Raw genomic sequence first — 19500 nt, 5'->3', positions numbered from 1 at the left:
CTGCCGCTAGGGACCGGTCGTCTCCTCGGCGAGGTCGACCGGCCGCGCCCTGAGCTTGGTGGCGATCCGCATCAGCGCGCGCCGGTCGGCGGGGGTGAGCGGGTCGAGCACGTACCGCCGTACCGAGCGCACATGTGCGGGCGCGGCGGCGACCACCACCTCGTAGCCGGCGTCGGTGAGGGCGGCGATGGTGTAGCGGCGGTCCGCCGGGTCGGGGAAGCGTTCGACCCAGCCGCGCTGCTCGAACCGCTTGACGACGTTGGAGAGGCGGGACAGCGAGCCGTTGGCCAGGTAGGCGAGTTCACTCATCCGCAGACGTCGGTCGGGCGCGTCGGACATGTGGCTGAGGGTGAGGTAGTCGAAGAGGGTCAGGCCAGCCGCCTGCTGCAGGGGTGCCTCCAGCCGGCCGGGCAGCAGCAGGACCAGCGAGGCCAGGCCGGTCCAGGCGTCCTTCTCCTCCGGCGAGAGCCAGCGTGCCTGGTCGGCGTGGTCGGGACCAGGGGTGGCGGTGGTTGCCATGCCGACACGATACCCAGCAGGCAGCACTTCATGGTTGAAGTTATTTCGTGCTACCTTCACTTCAAGCGTGAAGTCACAGACAGGAGAGGCACATGACTGAGCCCCAGTTCTTCGCCACGCCCGGCTACGGCCCGTGGATGCTGGAGAACCGGCACTACCACCAGGCCGTCCGGATCGGCGACCGGGTCGACATCTCCGGCCAGGGCGGCTGGGACGACCAACTGGCCTTCCCCGAGTCGATCGAGGAGGAGATCGTCCGGGCCTTCGACAACGTCGAGCGCACCCTGGCCACGGCCGGGGCCACCTGGCGGGACGTCGTGTCCGTGGACTCCTTCCACGTCTCGGACTCCCCCGACGTCCTCGGCGAGGTGCACGCCCCGGTCATGATCGAGCAGTTCCGCAAGCGGATGGGTGACCGATCGCCCATCTGGACCATGCTCGGCGTCGCGACACTGGCCGCGCCGAACATGCACGTCGAGATCAAGGTGACCGCCGTCGTCGGCCGCACCTGACCGGTCCCGAGCGACAGGCGACGACGCGGACCGGGTGCGCCGGGCCGGCCAACCGCCGGCCCGGCGCACCATCCAAACGGGCCTCAGCGCTCCTTGACGGCACGGAAGTTCTGCCAGCGGATGCGCGCCGAGGACGCGGCGGTGGCGGTCAGCCAGTACAGCTCGACGTTGTCGAGCATCTCGTCGCGGCTCAGCAGCTTCTCCGGGTCCCCGTCGTGGCCGGTCCACTGCTCGTACTACTCGTAGAACCACGCCGCAAGCTCCCGGCGGAACGGCCCGCGACCAGGAAGCACGCCGAACGGCACGGACCGGCGGGTCGGGCCGGGCGGGAGGCGTCGGCCGAGGAACCTGGGTCCGCTACCCGCTGCCGTACACCTTCTTCGCCGCGTCCTCCAGGCGCTGCGCCACCACCCGTGCGTCCAGCCCCTTGGCGAGGAACTCCTGGAGCAGCACCCAGAGGGCCGCGTTGCTGCCGCCGCCGAAGCGCTGCGGGGTCAGATCGGACAGGTCGAACCGGAGCACGCCGGCGTCGACCACGGCGGCGGCCATCGCCCGGGTGGTCGGATCGGGATAGGCGAGCGGGTCGAGTTTGGCGTTGGCCGAGATGAACCCGCCCTTGCCCACCATCAGCGCGGCGGCCTCCGGTGACGCCAGGAACGTCATCACGGCTCGCGCCCCCGGGGTGTCCTTCAGCTGTACCGCCTGGTCGCCGGCGACGACGACCGCCGGCGCCGAGTCCTTGATCGACGGCCACGGAAAGACCTTCGCGGTCTCCCCCACGTTCGACCGACCGAGCCGGGTGATGTCGGCGGCGACGAAGTCGCCCTCGAAGAGCATGGCGGCCTTGGGCGCGGCGCCGAACACGTCCGCGATCGACTGGGTGAAGGTGATCCGCAGTGCGCCGGCGGGTCCGCCGAGGATCGTCCGCGGCGTGCGCCAGTACGCGCCCAGCAGCGTCAACGTCTCGACGACGGCCGGGTCGGTCCAGGGAATCTCGTGGCGGGCGAGTCGGTCGTACTTCTCCGCCCCGCCGATGCGCAGGAAGGCGTTCTCGAACCAGTCGGTCAGCACCCAGCCGTCACCACCCGCGGCGACCATCGGGGTGGCGCCCGACCGGACCAGGGCGCGCGACACCGCCCTGAGGTCGTCCCAGGTCACCGGCGGCGCCACGTCGGCGGCCCGGAAGGACTCCGTGCGATACCAGATCACCGACTTGTTGGCGACCTTGAAGTAGAAGCCGTACCGGGTGCCGGCGACCGAGCCGAGCCGCTGCCACGCGTCGTTGTAGTTCGCCGTGACGGCGTCCGCGGCCCGGCCGGTGAGGGGCACGAGCGCACCCCGACCGGCGAGCGCGGCGACCACACCCGGCTGGGGGACGAGCGCGACGTCGGGTGGTCACCCGCTCGCGATACGGCTGTTGAGCAGCACCGGCAGGTCGTTGCCGCCGGCCGTGTACCGGACGGTCGCACCGGTCCGCGCGGCGAAGGCGTCCAGCACCGCCTGGAAGTTCTCCCGTTCGGTGCCGGACCAGGTCGCCGCGACCTCGACGGTCGTACCGGCCAGGTCGGGGTCCCGGCGGGGCGGGCCGACGATGTCGTCGCAGGATGCCAGGAGGACCACGATCGCGACGGCGACGAGGACCGATCTTCGTGCCATGGGGGTCTCCAACGCTCCGCGGGTTGCCGGTCCTCCGATCGGGGGGTCACGCACAGACTTGAACGCGGTCGTGCTTCCGGCCAGCGACGCGCCTGTGACGTGATGCAAACGACGAGAACCTCACAAGATCTTCGACGGCGTGAACGCCGACCCGTCACCAGCCGTTGGTCAGGTCGGGATCCGCCGACGTTCCGGGCCGTCCGCCCGAGGCGCGTCACCGGAGCGGGACGTCCGAGTCGTGGTGCGGGGAGGCACGGATGCGGGACCTGGCCGGCTACACGATCGCGGTCGCCGCCGAGCAGCCCGGCAGGTGCGAGTTGGCCGCGCGCCTGCGGGCGGTCGGGGCGCGGCTCGTCGACGTCCGGCCCGTCCGCGCGGTCGGGCCGGCCGATCCCGACGCCGTGGCGGAGGCGACCCGTCGGGCGGTCGCGCGACCCGTGCACGACATCGTCGTGTTCTCCGCCCCCGGGCTTCGGACCTGGCTGCGTGTCGCTCCGGAGTCAGGTCATGGTGACCAGGTCGCGGCGGTGTTCCGCGAGGCCCGGCTCCTCGCGCGCGATGACCGGGCCGCCGGCGTCCTTCGCGAGCTGGGCCTCGCCACGCCCCGGCCGGCCGCCGACCACCCCACCCGGGATCCCGACCGGTGGCTGCTCGATCAGCCGATGGACGGCCGCCGGGTCGTCGCCGTCGTCGGGTCGAATCATCATCGCGAGTGGTGTGCCGCGCTGGGCACGCGCGGCGCCGACGTCGTCGAGGTGGCGACCAGCCGGATCCTGCCGCCCCCGCGCGCCGACGAGCTGCGCCGGTTGCGGACGGGGATCGTCCGCGGCCAGGTCGACGCGGTCGCGTTTACCGATCCGGCCACCGCGGCGAACCTGCTGCACCGGGCCGACGCCGACGGCGTGCTGGACCAGGTGCTCGACGCGATGGCCGACCGCGTGCTGGTGGCCTGCCTCGGCCCGCTCACGGCGGCGCCGCTGCGCGAGCGGGGCCTCACCCCGATGGTCGCGGCGGTTCCGTGTCTGGACAGCCTGCTGGCGGTGTTGGCGGAGCGGGTGCCCGGTCGAGGGCCGACGCTGGACGTCAACGGTCACCGGATGCAGATCCGCAGTCGGTCGGTCGCGATCGACGGCCTCGTGGTGCCCGTGCAGGCCGGACCCATGACGGTCCTGCGGGTGCTCGCCCGCTCGCCCGGGCGGGTGACGTCCTCCGCCGAGATCCGCGGCGCCTCGCCGGCCTGGGCCGGGGTGAACGACCATGCGGTCGAGATGGCGGTGTCGCGGCTGCGGCGCGCGTTCGACGGCACCCCGTTGGCCGGCGTCGACCTGGTGCAGACCGTGGTTCGCGGTGGATACCGGCTGGTCGTCTGACCGGGACCGGCGGGGTTCCCGACGGCGTCGCACGGCCATCGAACCGGGCGCGGGTCTGTCCGTTGTAAAGACATGGACTCGACACGAAGCGGCACGCCGCTCGGCCCCGACGGCTGGCCGGCGGACGGCGCCCTGTTCGGCAATCGGCCACCCGTCCGGTCCCACCGCCGGCCCCGGGACCGGCGCCGGCGACGGCCCCTACGGGTCCTGGTCGGCGGCGCGATGGTCGGCACCATGGTCTGGTCGGCGACGGGTTGGACGACCGACCTGCCGCAACGCCGCGACGGCCTGGCCGCCGTCCAGGATCCGCCGGTCCGCGACCGCGACGCCGGTGCGCCCCCCGAGGCGCCGGATTCGACCGGAGGCGGTTCGCCCGCCGCGGCGCCCCCCGTCGCGCCCCGACCGGCCGGGGGCGGTCCCACCGCGCGGTCGACCCCACCGCCGGTGGTGGCGCCGACCCGTCCGCCGCTGCGCACGGTGGCCGCGGCAGCCGGCGGCACCGCGGCGCCCGCGCCGCCACGGAGCAGGTCCGATGCGCGGCCCGCGCCGGCCGCGCCGACACCGACGACGCGACGGCCGGAACCGCCGGTGGCGACCCGGACCAGCACGCCCGCACCCACCGCGACACCGGCGGCCCCCACCGCCGTGGCGCCGTCGAACGGCAGCACGGTACGGCTGATGAACCCGACGAGCGGACAGTTCGTCGGCGTACGGGACGGCTCGACGTCCAACGGCGCCGGCATCGTCCAGCTCACCGTCACCGGCGAGGCGGCCCGGTGGAAGCTGCTCGCGACCTCCGGCGGGTGCTACCAGCTGGTCAACCTGCGTTCCGGGAAGGCCCTGGACAACCCCGACGGCAGTCACGACGACGGCGCGCCCATGCAGCAGTGGGAGAGGGAGAGCGCCAACCCCAACCAGAGCTGGTGCTTCCGATCGGTCGGCTCGAAGCGGTACTCGATCCGGAATGTGGCCAGCGGCTCCCTGCTCGACCTGCGGGACGGGCGCACCGGAAGCGGGGTGCCGATCCAGCAGTGGGGCGCCGACCCGGCGGCCCCCAACAGCAAGCAGACATGGCAGCTCGTCCGCGTCGACTGACCGGCGGCGCGTGTCCCACCCTGCCCCCGGCGCTCTACTCTGCTCGGTGAGCAGGCGTGGTGTCCCGACTCTCGCGACTGGAGTGGGTGCGTGGGTGACCTGGACGTCCGTCGTCGCCGGCCACGGGTGATCTGGACCGCGCTACCGACCGTCACCGCCGCCGGCCTGGTCGTCGCGCTGCTCGCCGGAGCGCACGAGCCGGTCGGCGTGAACGCCGACCAGCGCCTCGTGATCAGCCAGCTGGAGAGCACCCTGCTGCACGACACCGCGGAGCCGCAGTACGCTCGCGCGGTCCGGCAGTTCGACTCCCGCGGCTACGTGCTCGGCATCGGTGACTTCTCCACGGCCAACGGCGAGGCTTTCGAGGTCGTGCAGAGCTATGCCGCCCAGGTCGGTCCGACCCCGCTGTCGCGGAGATACCTCACCGTGCTGGCCCGGCTCAGCACCGACCAGGACGCCTCCGTCGCCGATCTCGGCGGGCTGCCCGAGGCCTGGGCGAGGGCCAGCACGGACACGCGGTTCCGCCGGGCGCAGGACGACGTGCTCGAGTCACGCTACTTCGCGCCGTCGCTGAGCCTGGCCCGGAAGCTGGACATCCGGACGCAGCTGGGCGTCGCCATCCTCTTCGACTCGATGCTGCAACACGGCAACACCGGCGACGTGGACTCGCTGCCCGCGCTGGTCCGTCGGGCCACCCACCGCGCCGGCGGTCCGCCCGGCACGGTCACCGAACGGGAGTGGTTGTCCGCCTTCCTACGGGAACGGAGGGCGACGCTGACCAGCCCGGCCGACGGAAAGCATCGGGGCACCTGGCCGTACACGGTGGGCCGGGTGGACGTGCTCGCGGCGCTGCTCGACGGCGGCCACGACAAGCTCCGGCCACCCCTGACCGTCGCTCCGTACGGCAACCCGCAGCTGGTCAACCCCCCACTCGACGGGCCGTAGCGACCGGGTCGCGGTGGTGGCGCGACCGACAGCCGGCGCACCCGCCGACGACCGGGCGCCGGTCGGCCAACTTCCGGTCGGCGAGGCTGAACGATCGTCGCCGGGCAACCGTTGTGACGGCGTGCCCGGCGCCGGTTCCCTTCCCGGCGAGCGGATCGGGCACTCCGACGAAAGGGAGGTACCACATTGTTCGGGACTGGACGGTGGCGTCGCGTCGTCGCCCGGGTGGCTGTTCCGCTGATGGCGGCCGGTCTCCTCGCCACGGTGTCCGCCGCGCCGGCTGAAGCGGCGGCGCCCTACCAGCTCCAGCTCTGCTCCCAGGGGCCCTGGACCAACGCGGTCGTCAGCGGACCCAACGGGACCTACTCCACCCGGGGCGTCCCCTCGTACGAATGCGGGTGGTTCAGCCTGCCGTCCGGGATGCTGACCATCTCCTTCATGGCCGGATCGACCTACGTCGGGTCGTTCTGGGTCTCGGGATCCGACGGCGCCTGTGCCGTCGTGTACGGCAACTGGCACGGCGGCTTCTACCGCTGCTGACGGCCGGCGGGGGCGCGGTCGCGCTGCGCCCCCGCGGTCGTCGGCACATGAGGTCAGATCTGGCGGTGGCCGCTCTCGCGGTGGAGCGCCGCGATCTCGGTACGGGATCGGCACCCCAGCTTGGCCAGGATGTGCGACACGTGGGTCTGGACGGTGTTGCGGGAGGTGTACAGCTCGGCCGCGATCTCCGGGTTGGACCGGCCGGCGGCCACCAGCCGGCATACGGTGACCTCGGTCGGGGTGAGGGCCGCCCAGCCGTGGACCGGCCGGCGCCTGCGCGTGCCGCGTCTGCCCCGGCGGACACCGACGTCGCGGAGGCGCGCCTCGGCCCGACGGCTGTTCCAGCGGGCGTCAAGGTCGGCGTACCGGTCGAGTGCCTCGTCGAGGGCAGCCCGGGCCTCGGCCGGCTTGCCGGCCCGGCCCAGCAGCGACGCGGCGTCTTCGAGGGCGGTGGCCTGGAAGTGGGGGTGACTGGCGGCGGCGAACGCGGCCGCCGCCGCGAGGACCTGGGCCGCGTCCTGGTCGAGAAGCCCTCGACAGTGCTCGGCCGCGGCCAGGCTGACCAGGTCACCCCGCTCCTCGGCCTGCGCGACGCAGGCGTTCGTGGCGGCGCTCGCGACCTCGCCGCGTCCCACCTCCAGCGCGAGCCGAACCGCGGTGGCGCTGAACACGCAGCGCTCGGGGGTGAGCCGGGGAAAGCACAGCGTCGATTCCGGGTCGAGCAGCGACAGCCACCGGTCCAACGCCCGCTCCGGGCGACCGTCTCGCTCCTCGATGAGAGCCTGTGCCGCGTGTACGTAGTCGGCCATCCCGGCGGCCTCCAGGGCTGGCGGCTCCGCGCCGGCGGCAGCCAGGTAGCGATCGAGGAGCTCGTCGTCCCCCCGGTTCACCGCGATCAGCGCGCCGACGCCGAACAGCATGACCCGGACCACCGCTCCCCGGTGCAGCAGCTCGGCCGCCGCGTCGAGCTCGGGCAGCGCGTCGTCCCAGCGGCCCATCAGGTAATTGACCTCGGCGGCCTGCACCCGCAGCCAGGCCAACCGCAGCGGTGTGCCGGCCTGCTCGGCCACCGTCAGCGCGCGGCCCAGAGCCCGGGCGCCCTCCTCCGTCCGGTTGAGGTTGTAGAGCGCCGTGACCCGCAGCCCCTGGAACAGCAGGCGCAGCTCCACCGTGGCCGGGTCGTCACCCAGGATCGCCAGGCCGCGCTCCACCTCGGTCAACGAGCCGGCCGAGTCGCCGCGGGCGATGCCGGTCGCCAGTGACCAGGCGAACAACGCCCAGGCGACGGTGATCCGGTCGGGTACCCGCTCCCCGTCGGCCTCGGCCGCACGAGCGACCGTCAACGCCTCGTCGAAGCGCCCGAGCCCGGCCAGCGTGACCGCCTGGATCGCGCGCACGCGGGCCCGCCACCGGGCGTCGAGCTGGTCCGCGGCCAGCGCGGCCAGGGCCAGGTCGAGTGCTTCCACCGGACGGCCCAGGGCCCGCAGGACCACGACGTGACACCAGGTCATCCGCCCGATGACCTCGACGTCGGTCGCCTCCCGCAGCAGCGGGACGACGGCCACGTCCACCGCCTCGTAGTCGCCCAGGCGGAACAGGGCATCGACCAGGTGCATACCCAGCACGGATCGTCGCGGATCGTCGTCGCCGATCTGGGCCATGACCCGCCGCAGCAACTCGGCGGCCAGGCCGGCCGCCCGCGTGGTCACGGACGGGGCGAGCCGCACCAGCCAGTCGACCACCCAGCCGCTGACCGGCCCCGGGCTGGCCTGGAGCTGGGTCACCACCAGTTCGGCGGGTTCCCCCGCCTCGGCCAGCCGCTGCGCCGCCTGCCGGTGGAGCGCGTAGCGCATCGCGGCCGGCATGGACTCGTAGAGCGCGTGCCGGATCAGCGCGTGCCGGAAGGCCAGCTCCGGGTCGGCGTCCGCGAGCACACCGGCCGCGAGGGCCTCCTCGATGACGTCGACCAGTGCCAGCGGGGACTGCTCGACCAGCAGCGCGAGGTGTTCGAGCCGAAAGCCGGCGCCCAGCACCGTCGCGGCCCGCAGGACGCGTATCGCCGGCTCGCACAGGAAGCTGAGTCGGGCGCTGATCGCCGCCGCCAGTGACTGCGGGGCCGACGTGTCACCACCGTCGAGGTCGAGCGCGCCGTCCTCGGCGAGCCGGACCCGGCTGCCCCGGACCAGGGCGTACACCAGCTCCCGCACGTACAGCGGATTGCCGCCGGCCTGCCTGACCAGGGCCCGCAGGCCCGGTCCGGGCGGGGCCGAGGCCACCTGTTCCACCAGACGGTGTACGTCGCGGTCGGCAAGGGGGGCGAGCCGGGTCGGCACCCCGCCGCCGGCCGTCACGGCCCGCCGCAACCGGTCGACCTCCTCCCGGCGGGGAACCGGCCGTGCGGCCGCGACCAGCAGAAGCGGCAGTTGTCGGGTGGCCGCGTCCAGCCTTGCCCACACGGCGAGCGTGGCCCCGTCGGCCCACTGCATGTCGTCGACCACCAGCGAGACGGGTCCGGCCGCGCAGAGCCGGTCGACCAGCACCAACAGCATCTCGGCCGCGGCGGCGACGGTGTTGCCGGTGCGCGGCGTGTCGTCGCTGTCGCGGCCCCACAGCCGGTCGGCGATGGCGGCCCGGTCCGGGTCGGCGCTTCGGGGACCGACCCGCAGAGCGTCCAGCAGCACCCGCAGCGGGAACATGTCCGTCGCCTCGGCCGCCCGGGCCGTGAACACGGCGATTCCGTGCCGGCCCAGTTGGCCACAGACCTCGGTCAGGAGGGCTGTCTTGCCGACGCCCGGCTCGCCGTCGATCCACACGGAACGGCCTCGCCCCGCGGCGAGGTCGACGACGACCTCGTTCATGGCTGACAACTCCGGATCGCGGCCCACCAGGTCCACCATGGCGGACTCCCCTCCCCGGACCGGACGGTGGTGGCTCAGCCCGGCGATCTCCCGGGGCGGCGCACCGGCCACAGCCGACAAGTGTGGCATCCCGCGTACGGCGCCGGTGACACCGTCTTCACGTCGGTAGTCGGTTCTGCCATCATCTCTCGGAGCCGGAGTGGCCGCACCCCGTTCCCACGCCGCACTCCGGCATGGGTAAGCGGCTCCAGCACATGCTGCGGCACCGGCAAGTCGACGTGAGGAGGCGGGGTGCCGCAGGGCCGACCGACCGCGCGATCCCGTTTCCTGCCCGGGCTCCCCACGCTCGCGTGGCCGGCGATCGTCGTGGTGATCGTGGTGGGGTTGCTCGTGGTGTGGGCGATCGAACCCGACAGGCGGCTGACGGTCAGCCCGGACCAGCGGTTGATCATCGAGAAGATCCGCAGCGTCCTCATGCACGACGCGGACGACCCCCAGTACGGGCGGGTGGTGGATCAGGCGGACGGACGGGGCTACGTCGCGGGCACCGGCGACTTCTCGACGGCCGGCGGCGAGATCGTCGAGGTCCTGGACACCTACACCGCCCGGGTCGGGGCCAACCCGCTGTCCCTCGCCTACCTGCCCGTCCTGAAGCGGCTGGCCGACCGGCGGAGCCCGGCGGTCGGTGAGCTGGCCGGGCTGCCCGAGGCGTGGCGCCTGGCCAGCAAGGACCCCCGCTTCCGGCAGGCCCAGGACGACGTGCTGGACGACAGGTACTACCAGCCGGCGATGCGGATCTCCACCGACCTCGGCCTGACCACCCCGCTCGGGCTGGCCATCATCTACGACACGCTCCTGCAACACGGTGACTCGGCCGATCCGGACGCGCTGCCGTCGATCATCTACCGGACCGAGGTCCGCGCCGACGGTCGCCCCCGGAAGGTGCCCGAGCACGACTGGCTCTCGACGTTCCTCGCGGAGCGGAGGGCGACGTTGACCAACCCGTCGAACGAGCGGCGCCGCGCGACGTGGCCGTACACAGTGGGTCGGGTGGATGCCCTCGGGAAGCTGCTGGCCGACCGGGCCGACGACCTCCGACCGCCCCTCACGCTGAGCCCGTACGGTCGCCGGCACGTGCTCGACCTGACGCCGTCGATGCCCACCGTGGCGGACAGCACCACCCACCCGCCCGCCACGCCGTCGCCGTCGCCGTCGCCGTCCGCCGTCCCGCGATCGGCGTCCCCGCCTGCGGCCTTACCCTCGCCCAGGTCAGCGGGATCGCGCCGACCGTCCGCCACGACCAGCCCGGCACCGGCATCGAGCCGCCGCCCGGCCGCGCCGACCGCCACCGCGCCCCGCGACGGGCTGCTGGTGCGGGTGGTCGCCACCGGCGGCAAGTCGATCGGCGTGGCGGACGGGGCGTCCTTCGCCGGAGCGAAGATCGTCCTCAGTGGCGGGACCGGGCCGGCCGAGCGGTGGCGGGTCATCGCGTCGACGTCGGGATGTTTCCACCTGGTCAACGTCAGATCGGGCATGGCACTCGACAACCCGGACGGGACCTGGACCAACGGCGTGCAGATGCGGCAGTGGGAGTACGGCTGGGGCACCAGCAACCAGAGCTGGTGCTTCACCCCCGTCGGCGGCGGCCGGTACTCGATCCGCAACCTGACGAACTACTACCTGCTCGACGTCCGGGACGGCGGCACCAGCGACGGCACCGCCGTCCAGCAGTGGGGCGCCGACGCGGCGGCCCCGAACGCCAACCAGACCTGGCGCCTCGTACCGGCGGGTTGATCACAGGCCGAGCACGGCGACGAACCACACCCACGGTCAGACCGTTGTGACTCCCGAATGATTCCGAGCTACGGCGGCAGGAAGGCGGGCAGCCATGCCAGCGATCAGGGTCAGGACGCGGCCGGGAAGCACACCGGCGCCGGTCCGCAAGCCTGACGGCACGCTCTACCGCTTCGAGTTGACCGAGCCGGGCGACCGCTGGCGGGCGTACGCCGACGAGCCGGCCGACCTGGTCGCCGAGCTTGTCCCCTGGTACGCCGAGCGGTCGGAGGCCGACCGGGCCGACGCCCGCCGGTCGATCGCGCAGCGGCTGCGGGAGGTCTTCCAGTCGCAACTGCTGGCGTTCACCGACGCGCGGGAACACACCCCGGAGCAACTGCTCGCGCTTCGCGGCGCCGCCGACCCGGCGGCGATCACCGTCTGGACCACCGAGACCCCGCTGGTGCTGATCGAGGGCGCGTACGCCCCGACCGGGCACCTGCCGCGTCCGGTGGCCGACCCGCCGGCGGAGATCCTCTGGATCGACCCCGCCAGCGACGAGAGCCTGCTGCGCTCGTTGCACTACCTCGGCGCCCTCGTGCTGGAGGAGCTGGCCGAGCGCTCCGTCACCCGGTCCTGATCCCGTCCGCCCGGACGGGCCTACCGCCCGTCGGTGAGCGCCAGCCGGTAGCCGGCGCCCCGGACCGTCGCGATGACCGTTGGCGCGCCGAGCTTCCGCCGGAGCCGGGCGACGACCACGTCGACCACGTTCGACGTGGGGTCGGCCATCTCGTCCCAGCAGTGCTCGATCAGCTCCGTCCGACTCACCACAGTGGGATGCCGCACCATCAGCCGCTCCAGGACCGCCAACTCCTTCGGGGTCAGGGACAGCAGGACCCGGTCCCGGCGTACCTGGCGTCGGGCCACGTCGAACTCGAGGTCGCCGGTCCGGAGCACGGCGGGTCGAATGGAGCCGCGCCGCCGGCAGAGCGCCCGCACCCGGTGGACCAACTCCGCGGTGGCGACCGGCTTCGCCACGTAGTCGTCCGCGCCCGCCTCGAAGCCGGCCACCCGGTCGCGCACATCGTCCCCCGCGGCCAGCAGCATCGCCGGCACGGCCACCCCTCGACGTCGGAGCAGATGGAGCCGGTCGGCCGAGTCCCCGTCCGCCAGGAACCGGTCGAGCACCAGACAGTCGTACTCGTTGACGGCCAGTCGCAGCTCGGCGTGGCGCCAGCAGTTCGCCACGTCGACGGCGAGCCCCGACGAGCGCAGGGCGCGCACGGCGGCGTCACGGACCGAGCCGCCGTCTTCGACGATCAGGACTCGCATGCGTCTCGCTCCTCACCCCGGCGGCGGATGACCGTCACCTCTGGTGAGGACTACGACGGGCGACGGCACGGGTTCACCCGGCCGGGCGCCTTTTCGGCCGGGCGCTCACGACGCGGTCAGCGCCGCTCCGGCTCGGCGCCGCCCGCGACTCGCCACCCACCACCGCCCGTGACTATCAACTCGCGGCCCAACCGCGCGCGGAGCCGATAGATGATCACTCCGACCTGGTTGACCCGTACCGGCCGCATCACCGGTGGCATGGCACACCAGATCCGCTCGGCGCTGCACGGCAGTCCGCGCGCCTGGACAAGGACGCGTAGCACGACAAATTCCCGCCAACCGAGCCGTACCGCGGACAGCCGGTTCTCGACCCATGCGCGGCGACGAGTCTCGTCGAGCCGAAGGTCGCCGAACGACAACACCATTGCCCCTCCCTCACAGTGCGTGGTCCGCATTGTGGCCCCGGGTCCATGAGGATTTGATGAAGCGCCGAGGACAGGAGACGGACCGATCCGCCCCGCCGGCAACCGGCTCGGGCACGGACCCGGGTCGAGGTTTCGGTCTTGTGAAATTCTGCCCGTCGGTCGAACGAGTGAGCCCTCCCATCCGATGTGAGGGCGAGATCGACGGGTTACCCGTGATGGAGGAGACGCGCCAGCATGCATGCCACCAACGGTCGGGGCGGATCGCACGTCAGCGATCAGATCGACCTGTACCTGACCGGAGCGCTGGACGCGGAGCGCGAACGCCGCTTCGAGGAGCACCTGTTGCGGTGCGCCTCGTGCCGCACCGAGGCGGACGAGGCCAGCGAGGTGGCGCTGGCCGTGGCCACACTGCCGTCCGGGTTCGTCGACGAACTCGAGAACGCGGCCGGGCCGGCGCCCACCGGCGGTGACCGTACGGCCCGCGAGCCGTCCTCCCGACCGGCCGGCCGGGACGGCTCCTCGGACACCCGCCGCCCGGAGTCGCGCCGCCGGTCACGCGCCCGCCCGGTGCTCACCTATCTGGCCACCCTGCTGGTCGGCGCGCTGCTCGGCGGCGGCTGGACGCTCTACCAACACCGGGAACCCGACCCGGTGCCCGCCGCGAACGGCACCGCTACGGGGGCCCAGGGCCAGCTCGCCGTCACCGTCACCCGCAGGGCCGGCGGCGCCGACGTACGCGCGGTGATCGTCGGGCTGCGGCCGGGCGCGCCGTACGACCTGCTCGCCGTCAGCACCGACGGCCGCACCCTGGTGGTGGCCCACGACATCGCCGCCGGCGGTCCGCAGACGATCGTGGGGACCGTCCGGTTGCGCCCCGAACAGTGCCGCTTCTTCGCGGTGATCCAGGGCGCGGGGGACGTCCTGCTGGTGGCCCCCGCCGCATGAGCCCACCGACGCGGACGCACGGCGCCCTGCCCGGCCGACCGACCGTTGTCCCGGACGGCGGACCGGAGCTGCCGCTCGTGGGCCGCGAAGCCGAGCTCACCACCCTCGTCGGCCTCCTGAACCGGCTGAGGGCCGGACACGGCGCGGTGGTCTGGCTGGAGGGCACGGCCGGCCTCGGCAAGACGGCCCTGCTGTCGGCCCTGCTCCGCCGGTGCGGACCGACCGGTTGCACGGTCCGGGCCGGCGCCGGTGACGACACCCGGTCACTGGACGCGGTGTGGGGGCTGACGGACCACCGGCCGGCCAGTCCGCCCGGGATCCCGGAGTCCGTCGACCAGATCGACGCCGCGGTCGGCGCGCTCTGCGCCACCGGCCCGGCGATACTCGCCCTGGACGACCTGCATCGCGCCGACCACGCCACCTTGTTGGCCTGGAACCGGATCAGCCGGTCGGCGTCCCGGCTGCCGCTGCTGCTGGTGAGCAGTTGCCGGCCGACCCCGTACCGGGAGCCGGTCGCGACGCTGCGCGAGCTGGTCGCCCAGAACGGCGGTGAGCTGCTGGTGCTGGGGCCGCTCGGTGACGCCGAGGTCGCCTCGGTGGCGGCCGACCGCCTGGGCGGCCGACCCGGCGTCCGGCTCGGTCGCTACCTGCGGGCCGTCGGCGGCAATCCGGCCCGGGTGCTCGGTCTGCTCGCCGACCTGAACGCGGCGGGCCTGCTGCGCCGCGCCGGCGGGCGGGTCGACCTGCGCGGCGACGACGACCGCGCGGCCGCGACGCTCGACCGGTACGCCTGCGCGGAGATCACCGAGCCGAACCGTCCGATCGTACGGATGGCAGCCCTGCTCGGGCCGCGGTTCGACGCCACCGAGCTGGCCACCGCCGGTGACCTGCCGCTGCCCGTGGTCACCGCCGCGCTGTCGAACGCCGTCGAGAGCGGGGTGCTCGGTGACGACGGCGATCGGTTGTCGTTCCGGCACGACGTGGTGCGCGACGCCGTCGCCCGGTCGTTCCCGGCCGCGGATCGGCGTGCATTCCACCGGGCCGCCACGCGCACGTTGCTCGACACCGGCGCCGAGGCCCGGGTGGTCGCGCGGCACCTGCGCGAATCCGGCGAGCTGACGCCGGCCGCCACCCGCTGGCTGGCCCAGCTACCGGAGTCGACGCTGCTCACCGAGCCGGCGCTGTTCGCCGACGTGCTGGGCCTGGGTCCGGTCGACGCCCGCCGCTGCATGCTCGACCACTGGCTGGGCCGGCACCAGCGGGCGTCCCGGAGCGCGCTCGCACTCGCGGCGACCGCCGGCGGCGCCGCCGCCGCGGACCTGCGCCGGCTCGCCGTCCGCGCCCTGATCCGCGACGGGAGGTTCGTCGACGCCGACGCGCTCTGCGCCGACGCCACCGACCCGCGGCTGGTGGGCTGGCACGCGGTGGCGCTGGCCGGGCTCGGTCAACTGGTCGCGGCCCGAGAACGGGTCCGCGAACCGGCCGGCGCGCCGCAGGACGTACCGACGACCGCCGTGCTGGCGCTCGCGAGGGTCCGCGCCGGCGACGGTCGGCTCGTCGCGGACAGCCTGGCGGCGATCCGGGACGACCTCGACGGTGACAGTGAGTGGACCGAGCTGCGCGGGCTGCTGCACGGCTGTCTGATCGAACTGCTCGTGCAGACCGGTCCACCGGACGCGCTGGAGCGGGCGCTCCTGGCGACCGGGCCGCTGACCGCACGCACCGATCCCGGCCTCGCCGCGTGGCTCCGCGCGACGGCGGCCCGCGCCGGCTATCTGGCCGGCCGGTGGGACCTCGTCGGTGACGCCGAGCCCGCGGTGGCAGCACTGGTCGCCGGGCACCGGTCACCGCCGGAGGCCGCCCCCGCCGGCCGAAGCCCGCGCTCCGGCGGGTGGGAGGACGAACTGGACGCGATGGCCGCCGAGCAGGCGGGCGACCTCACCGGGGCGTTGCGCCTGCGGCAGCGGGCGCTGGCCGCCGCGCTGGAGACCCGACCCGCCCGGCTGCACGGCGCCGAGCACGTGGTCCGGCTCGCCCTGGCCGTCGGCGACGACGTGGCCGACGTCGTCCGCCGCTGCGAGCGGGCGGCGGCCGAGGAGGCGCTGCCGGTGCAACTCGCGATCGCCGCCCTGGTACGCGCGATGGTGGACGACGACCCGCCGGCCCTGAGCCGGGCGGTCGAGCAGCTGGGCCGGCGCGGGGCGCCGCGACAGCACGCGTACGGGCTGGAGGAGCTGGCCGTCGGGCTGGCCCGGGCCGGCGACCGGGCCGGAGCCGGGCGGGCGTTGCGGGAAGCCGTGCGGCACTACGCCTCGGTCGGGTCGGCCTGGGAGGTCGCGCGGGTCGACCAGCGGCTCAGCCGCTACCGGGTTCGCCGTCGGGCACCGGCCGACCAGCCCACCTCCGGCTGGGCCGCCCTGACCCCGGCCGAGTTCCGGGTCGTCCGGCTCCTCGCCCGCGGCCTGTCGAACCGGGACATCGCCGACGAGCTGTTCCTGAGTCAGAACACCGTGCAGACCCACCTGGCCCGGATCCGGTCCAAGCTCGGTCTGCGGTCGCGGCTGGACATCGCCCGCGCCGCGGGGTTCCAGGCCGAGCCGGGCGGCGCGGCCGGGCCGGTCAGGTGCCGTCGGTCCGGGTCCGGGCGGGCCTAGCGACGCCGGTTCGGGGCGGCGGCGCCACGGCCGCGTCGTGGAGCACCACATCGCGGGCGAGTTCGTTGCGGGAGCGCCGACCGAGCTTTCGGAGCACGTTCGACACGTGGGTCTGCACCGTGTTGCGGGACAACATCATGTCCCGGGCGATCTCCGGGTTGGACAGACCCTGCGCGACCAGCCGGCTGATCCGCAGCTCGGTGTCGGTCAGCGACTCCCATCCGTGCCGGGCCGCCCGGGGTGACACCCGGGAGCCGCGGCGGATGCCGTACGGGCGGAACCGGGCCGCGGCCCGACGGAGGTCCCAGTCCGCGCCGACCTGCGCGTACTGCTCGGTCGCCCGCAGGTAGTGGCGACGCGCCGCGTCGACGTCGCCGGCCTCGGCAAGCAGCGCGGCCGCCTCCTCGGCCGCGAACGCGCTGTAGAGCGGCCAGTCACCGGCCAGGAACAGCTCGGCGACCGCGAGTAGACCGGCCGCGTCGCCGTCGAGCAACGCGCGGCAGGTGACGGCGCAGAGCTGCCCGTCCCGGCTCGGCGGTCGGGCGGCGTCCACCGCGGCACCGGCGGCGCGTGCGGTCGCGTCGGCGCCGAGCGCGCGGGCCAGGCGGATCAGGTGGATCGCGTCGGCGCACCGGCCGTCGCGCTGGACGCCCGCCGGCAGGTCCAGGTAGCGCGCCCGGATCAGCAGCGCCTGCCGGTAGTCGCCGGCCGACTCGGCCCGCAACGCGAGCGCCTCGTCCAGGTGCGGCCCGGCGGCGGGCGGCAACTCGTCGGGATCGGGCTCGGGCATGCCGGCGGCCCGCAGGTGACGGTTGCCCTCCTCGGGCTCCCCGCGCCGGTAGGCGATGACCGCGCGCATCCCGTGCAGGTAGCCGAACGCCGGGTGGCGCAGCGCCGCCGCGTCCATCTGCGCGATGTGCACCAGGGCGTCGTCCCACCGGCCCCGCCCGAACAGGAAGCCGGCGGCGTGGGCGTGCACGGTGGAGGTCCGGTACGTGCCGACCCGCTCGGCCGCCACGAGCACCTCGTCGAACGCGGCCTCGGCGTCCGGCGATCCGAGCGCGCCGAGCCGGGCGGCCCGGTTGCCGGCCATCAGCAGCCGCTGGTCCAGCGACTCCGGGTCGTCGCCGAGCACGGCGAGGCCCGCGTCCAGGTGGGCGATCAGCCGGTCGCCGCCGTCGACCACGGCCAGGGCGCTGTGCGCGTAGGCGACACCGAGTGGATCACCGATCGAGGTGGCGAGCGCGAGCGCCTGCTCCGCCACCGCACGGGCCGCCTCCGGCTCGCCGGCGAACGCCTGCGCGTTCGCCGACCAGGCGGCAGCCCGGGCCCGCCACACCGGCGCGGTGGCCGGATCGGCGACCGAGGGCGCGACCACCCGGACCGCCTCGTCGAACCGGCGCAGCCGGGACAGCGAGCGCAGCACCTGGATCCGCAGCCGGGCGGCCAGGTCCGGGGCACCGGCCGAGGTGATCGCCTCCGCGCCGAGCCGGGTCACCGCCTCGTCGTCGCCGACCCAGAACGACACGAGCATCAACTGCCGGACCAGCACCCACCGCAGGGGGGCAGCGGGGCGTACGACGTCCACGGCGCGGCGCAGCAGCCGCGCGTACGCCGCCGGGGCCGCGTACAGCGTCGACTCGGGCCGCTCGGCGAGCCAACCCAGGGCCCAGCCGGGAAGCGGATCGGCCGCGGCCGTGAGGTGCCCCGCGACTTCCCGATCCGCGCGCCCGCCGTCGGCGAGCACCCGGGCGATGTGCCCGTGCAGCCCGGCGTGCAGCGCGGACGGTGTCTGGGTGAGCAGGACCTGCCGGAGCAACTCGTGCCGGAACCGCACCCGGTCACCGGACAGCTCGACCACGCCGGCGGCCACTGCGGCGTCCAACGCGGACCCCGCATCCCGCGCCAGCACCAGGCACAGGTCGTCCCGGGTGAAGTCGTTGCCCAGGAACGCGGCCAGCCGGATCGCCTGCAGGCAGTCCGGGCTCAGCACACCCAGGTGGCGGCCCACCGCCTCGGCCAGGGTGCGGGGCACCAACTCCGCGACACCCAACTCGACGCACCCGTCGGCGAGCGGGACCAGCTCGTCCTGGCCCAGCGTGCACAGGATCTCCCGCAGATAGAACGGGCTGCCGGACGCGGTGTCGAGGAGAGCCGACAGGCGCGGGCCGGGCGGCCCGGTCAGGTGGGCCCGGACGAGCGCCGTCACGTCGGCGGCGCCCAGCGGGGACAGGATCAGCGGGTCGGTCGCGGCCGGGTGCGGGGTGTCGCGTGGCCGGCCCGGCTCGTCCCGCGCCGGGCGGGTGGTCAGCACGAGCAGCAGCGGAATCTGGTCGACCTCCCGGCCGAGCCGCTCGGCGAGCGACACGCTCGCCTCGTCCGCCCAGTGCAGGTCCTCCAGCACCAGGATCAGCGCCTGGTCCGCGCAGAGCTTCTCGACCAGCTCCACCATCCGCTCGGTCGCCGCCAGCACCGGGTCGGCGTACGTCAGCTCGCCCGCCGCCTCGCCGGTGAGCAGCCGGGCGATCTGCGCTCGTACCGGGTCGTCGGACCAGGTCGACACGCCGAGCGCGTAGGCCGCCACGCACAGCGGGAAGGGCTGCGTGAGCTGGTCGGCGTGTCCGATGTGCACCGGGTGGCCCCGGGCGGCCGCCCGCCGGCTGAGCTCGCCCACCAGGTGGGACTTGCCGAGGCCGGGGCCGCCCTCGATCCGGAGGATCCCGCCCCGGCCCGCCACCAGGTCGTCGAGCGCGGCGTCGACCCGGGCCAGCTCGGCGCTCCGGCCGACGGTGAGGCGATCGGCGAACCGCACCGCCTCACCATAACCACCGCGGGTCACGACACAAGTGGCCGACCGTTCGCCGAACCGATCGAAC

At 74.3% G+C, this 19500-nt stretch carries 15 protein-coding genes and 1 pseudogene; 9 read left to right on the top strand and 7 right to left on the bottom strand.

The genetic code is table 11. The features are described from left to right. Window positions 1-6: 6 nt before the first annotated feature. Window positions 7-519, bottom strand: coding sequence for a MarR family winged helix-turn-helix transcriptional regulator (locus ACH495_RS10335; RefSeq protein WP_396857413.1), 513 nt, complete (start codon window positions 517-519; stop codon window positions 7-9). 92 nt (window positions 520-611) lie between these two features. Between ACH495_RS10335 and ACH495_RS10330 the strand changes: the two genes are divergently transcribed. After that, window positions 612-1031, top strand: a complete 420-nt coding sequence (locus ACH495_RS10330; RefSeq protein ID WP_396857412.1) for a Rid family hydrolase — start codon at window positions 612-614, stop codon at window positions 1029-1031. 357 nt (window positions 1032-1388) lie between these two features. Here the strand turns inward: ACH495_RS10330 and ACH495_RS10325 are convergent. After that, window positions 1389-2414 (bottom strand): annotated as a pseudogene (locus ACH495_RS10325) (ABC transporter substrate-binding protein); the annotation flags it as partial. A 12-nt stretch (window positions 2415-2426) separates the two neighbouring features. Further along, window positions 2427-2687, bottom strand: a complete 261-nt coding sequence (locus tag ACH495_RS10320) for a hypothetical protein (RefSeq protein ID WP_396857411.1) — start codon at window positions 2685-2687, stop codon at window positions 2427-2429. Between the two features lie 257 nt (window positions 2688-2944). On the opposite strand from ACH495_RS10320, the gene ACH495_RS10315 reads away from it, so the two are divergent. From ACH495_RS10315 to ACH495_RS10300, 4 genes are all read left to right on the top strand, one after another. Next, complete coding sequence (locus ACH495_RS10315) at window positions 2945-4057, top strand: uroporphyrinogen-III synthase (RefSeq protein WP_396857410.1); 1113 nt, start codon at window positions 2945-2947, stop codon at window positions 4055-4057. Window positions 4058-4129: 72 nt separating this feature from the next. Next, window positions 4130-5152 carry an RICIN domain-containing protein gene (locus ACH495_RS10310; RefSeq protein WP_396857409.1) on the top strand — a complete coding sequence of 341 codons (1023 nt, stop codon included), beginning with the start codon at window positions 4130-4132 and terminating at the stop codon, window positions 5150-5152. Between the two features lie 90 nt (window positions 5153-5242). Next, window positions 5243-6097 (top strand): chitosanase, encoded by an 855-nt coding sequence (locus tag ACH495_RS10305; protein WP_396857408.1) that lies wholly within the window; start codon window positions 5243-5245, stop codon window positions 6095-6097. Window positions 6098-6322: 225 nt separating this feature from the next. Then, the gene (locus ACH495_RS10300; RefSeq protein WP_396857407.1) at window positions 6323-6637 is read left to right on the top strand and encodes a hypothetical protein; all 315 of its coding nucleotides are present in this window, start codon (window positions 6323-6325) and stop codon (window positions 6635-6637) included. Between the two features lie 53 nt (window positions 6638-6690). Here the strand turns inward: ACH495_RS10300 and ACH495_RS10295 are convergent, their stop codons facing one another. Next, window positions 6691-9534 (bottom strand): AAA family ATPase, encoded by a 2844-nt coding sequence (locus ACH495_RS10295; protein ID WP_396857406.1) that lies wholly within the window; start codon window positions 9532-9534, stop codon window positions 6691-6693. 252 nt (window positions 9535-9786) lie between these two features. On the opposite strand from ACH495_RS10295, the gene ACH495_RS10290 reads away from it, so the two are divergent. Together ACH495_RS10290 and ACH495_RS10285 are read left to right on the top strand one after the other, a co-directional pair. Continuing rightward, complete coding sequence (locus ACH495_RS10290; protein ID WP_396857405.1) at window positions 9787-11289, top strand: chitosanase; 1503 nt, start codon at window positions 9787-9789, stop codon at window positions 11287-11289. 94 nt (window positions 11290-11383) lie between these two features. After that, complete coding sequence (locus ACH495_RS10285) at window positions 11384-11908, top strand: hypothetical protein (RefSeq protein ID WP_396857404.1); 525 nt, start codon at window positions 11384-11386, stop codon at window positions 11906-11908. Window positions 11909-11928: 20 nt separating this feature from the next. On the opposite strand, the gene ACH495_RS10280 is transcribed toward ACH495_RS10285, so the two are convergent. After that, window positions 11929-12600: a winged helix-turn-helix domain-containing protein gene (locus tag ACH495_RS10280; protein ID WP_396857403.1), complete on the bottom strand. Its 672-nt coding sequence runs from the start codon at window positions 12598-12600 to the stop codon at window positions 11929-11931. A 116-nt stretch (window positions 12601-12716) separates the two neighbouring features. Further along, entirely contained in the window at window positions 12717-13025 is a 309-nt protein-coding gene (locus ACH495_RS10275; protein ID WP_396857402.1) for a hypothetical protein, read from the bottom strand. A 234-nt stretch (window positions 13026-13259) separates the two neighbouring features. On the opposite strand from ACH495_RS10275, the gene ACH495_RS10270 reads away from it, so the two are divergent. After that, window positions 13260-13970: a zf-HC2 domain-containing protein gene (locus ACH495_RS10270; RefSeq protein WP_396857401.1), complete on the top strand. Its 711-nt coding sequence runs from the start codon at window positions 13260-13262 to the stop codon at window positions 13968-13970. Window positions 13971-14047: 77 nt separating this feature from the next. Next, complete coding sequence (locus tag ACH495_RS10265) at window positions 14048-16624, top strand: LuxR C-terminal-related transcriptional regulator (protein WP_396857400.1); 2577 nt, start codon at window positions 14048-14050, stop codon at window positions 16622-16624. Here ACH495_RS10265 and ACH495_RS10260 read toward each other — a convergent pair. Next, window positions 16590-19436: an AAA family ATPase gene (locus tag ACH495_RS10260; RefSeq protein ID WP_396857399.1), complete on the bottom strand. Its 2847-nt coding sequence runs from the start codon at window positions 19434-19436 to the stop codon at window positions 16590-16592. The genes ACH495_RS10265 and ACH495_RS10260 overlap by 35 nt on opposite strands. Between the last annotated feature and the right edge of the window lie 64 nt (window positions 19437-19500).

Origin of the sequence: Micromonospora sp. NPDC018662, assembly GCF_044391475.1 — a bacterium.
Lineage (GTDB): Bacteria > Actinomycetota > Actinomycetes > Mycobacteriales > Micromonosporaceae > Micromonospora.
The sequence above is the reverse complement of the archived record's forward strand: the minus strand, read 5'-3'. Positions and strand labels throughout refer to the sequence as shown.

Coding starts and splice junctions, on each gene's coding strand:
- ACH495_RS10335 (WP_396857413.1), bottom strand. CDS start 519: ATGGCAACCACCGCCACCCCTGGTCCCGACCACGCCGACCAGGCACGC.
- ACH495_RS10330 (WP_396857412.1), top strand. CDS start 612: ATGACTGAGCCCCAGTTCTTCGCCACGCCCGGCTACGGCCCGTGGATG.
- ACH495_RS10320 (WP_396857411.1), bottom strand. CDS start 2,687: ATGGCACGAAGATCGGTCCTCGTCGCCGTCGCGATCGTGGTCCTCCTG.
- ACH495_RS10315 (WP_396857410.1), top strand. CDS start 2,945: ATGCGGGACCTGGCCGGCTACACGATCGCGGTCGCCGCCGAGCAGCCC.
- ACH495_RS10310 (WP_396857409.1), top strand. CDS start 4,130: ATGGACTCGACACGAAGCGGCACGCCGCTCGGCCCCGACGGCTGGCCG.
- ACH495_RS10295 (WP_396857406.1), bottom strand. CDS start 9,534: ATGGTGGACCTGGTGGGCCGCGATCCGGAGTTGTCAGCCATGAACGAG.
- ACH495_RS10285 (WP_396857404.1), top strand. CDS start 11,384: ATGCCAGCGATCAGGGTCAGGACGCGGCCGGGAAGCACACCGGCGCCG.
- ACH495_RS10280 (WP_396857403.1), bottom strand. CDS start 12,600: ATGCGAGTCCTGATCGTCGAAGACGGCGGCTCGGTCCGTGACGCCGCC.
- ACH495_RS10275 (WP_396857402.1), bottom strand. CDS start 13,025: ATGGTGTTGTCGTTCGGCGACCTTCGGCTCGACGAGACTCGTCGCCGC.
- ACH495_RS10270 (WP_396857401.1), top strand. CDS start 13,260: ATGCATGCCACCAACGGTCGGGGCGGATCGCACGTCAGCGATCAGATC.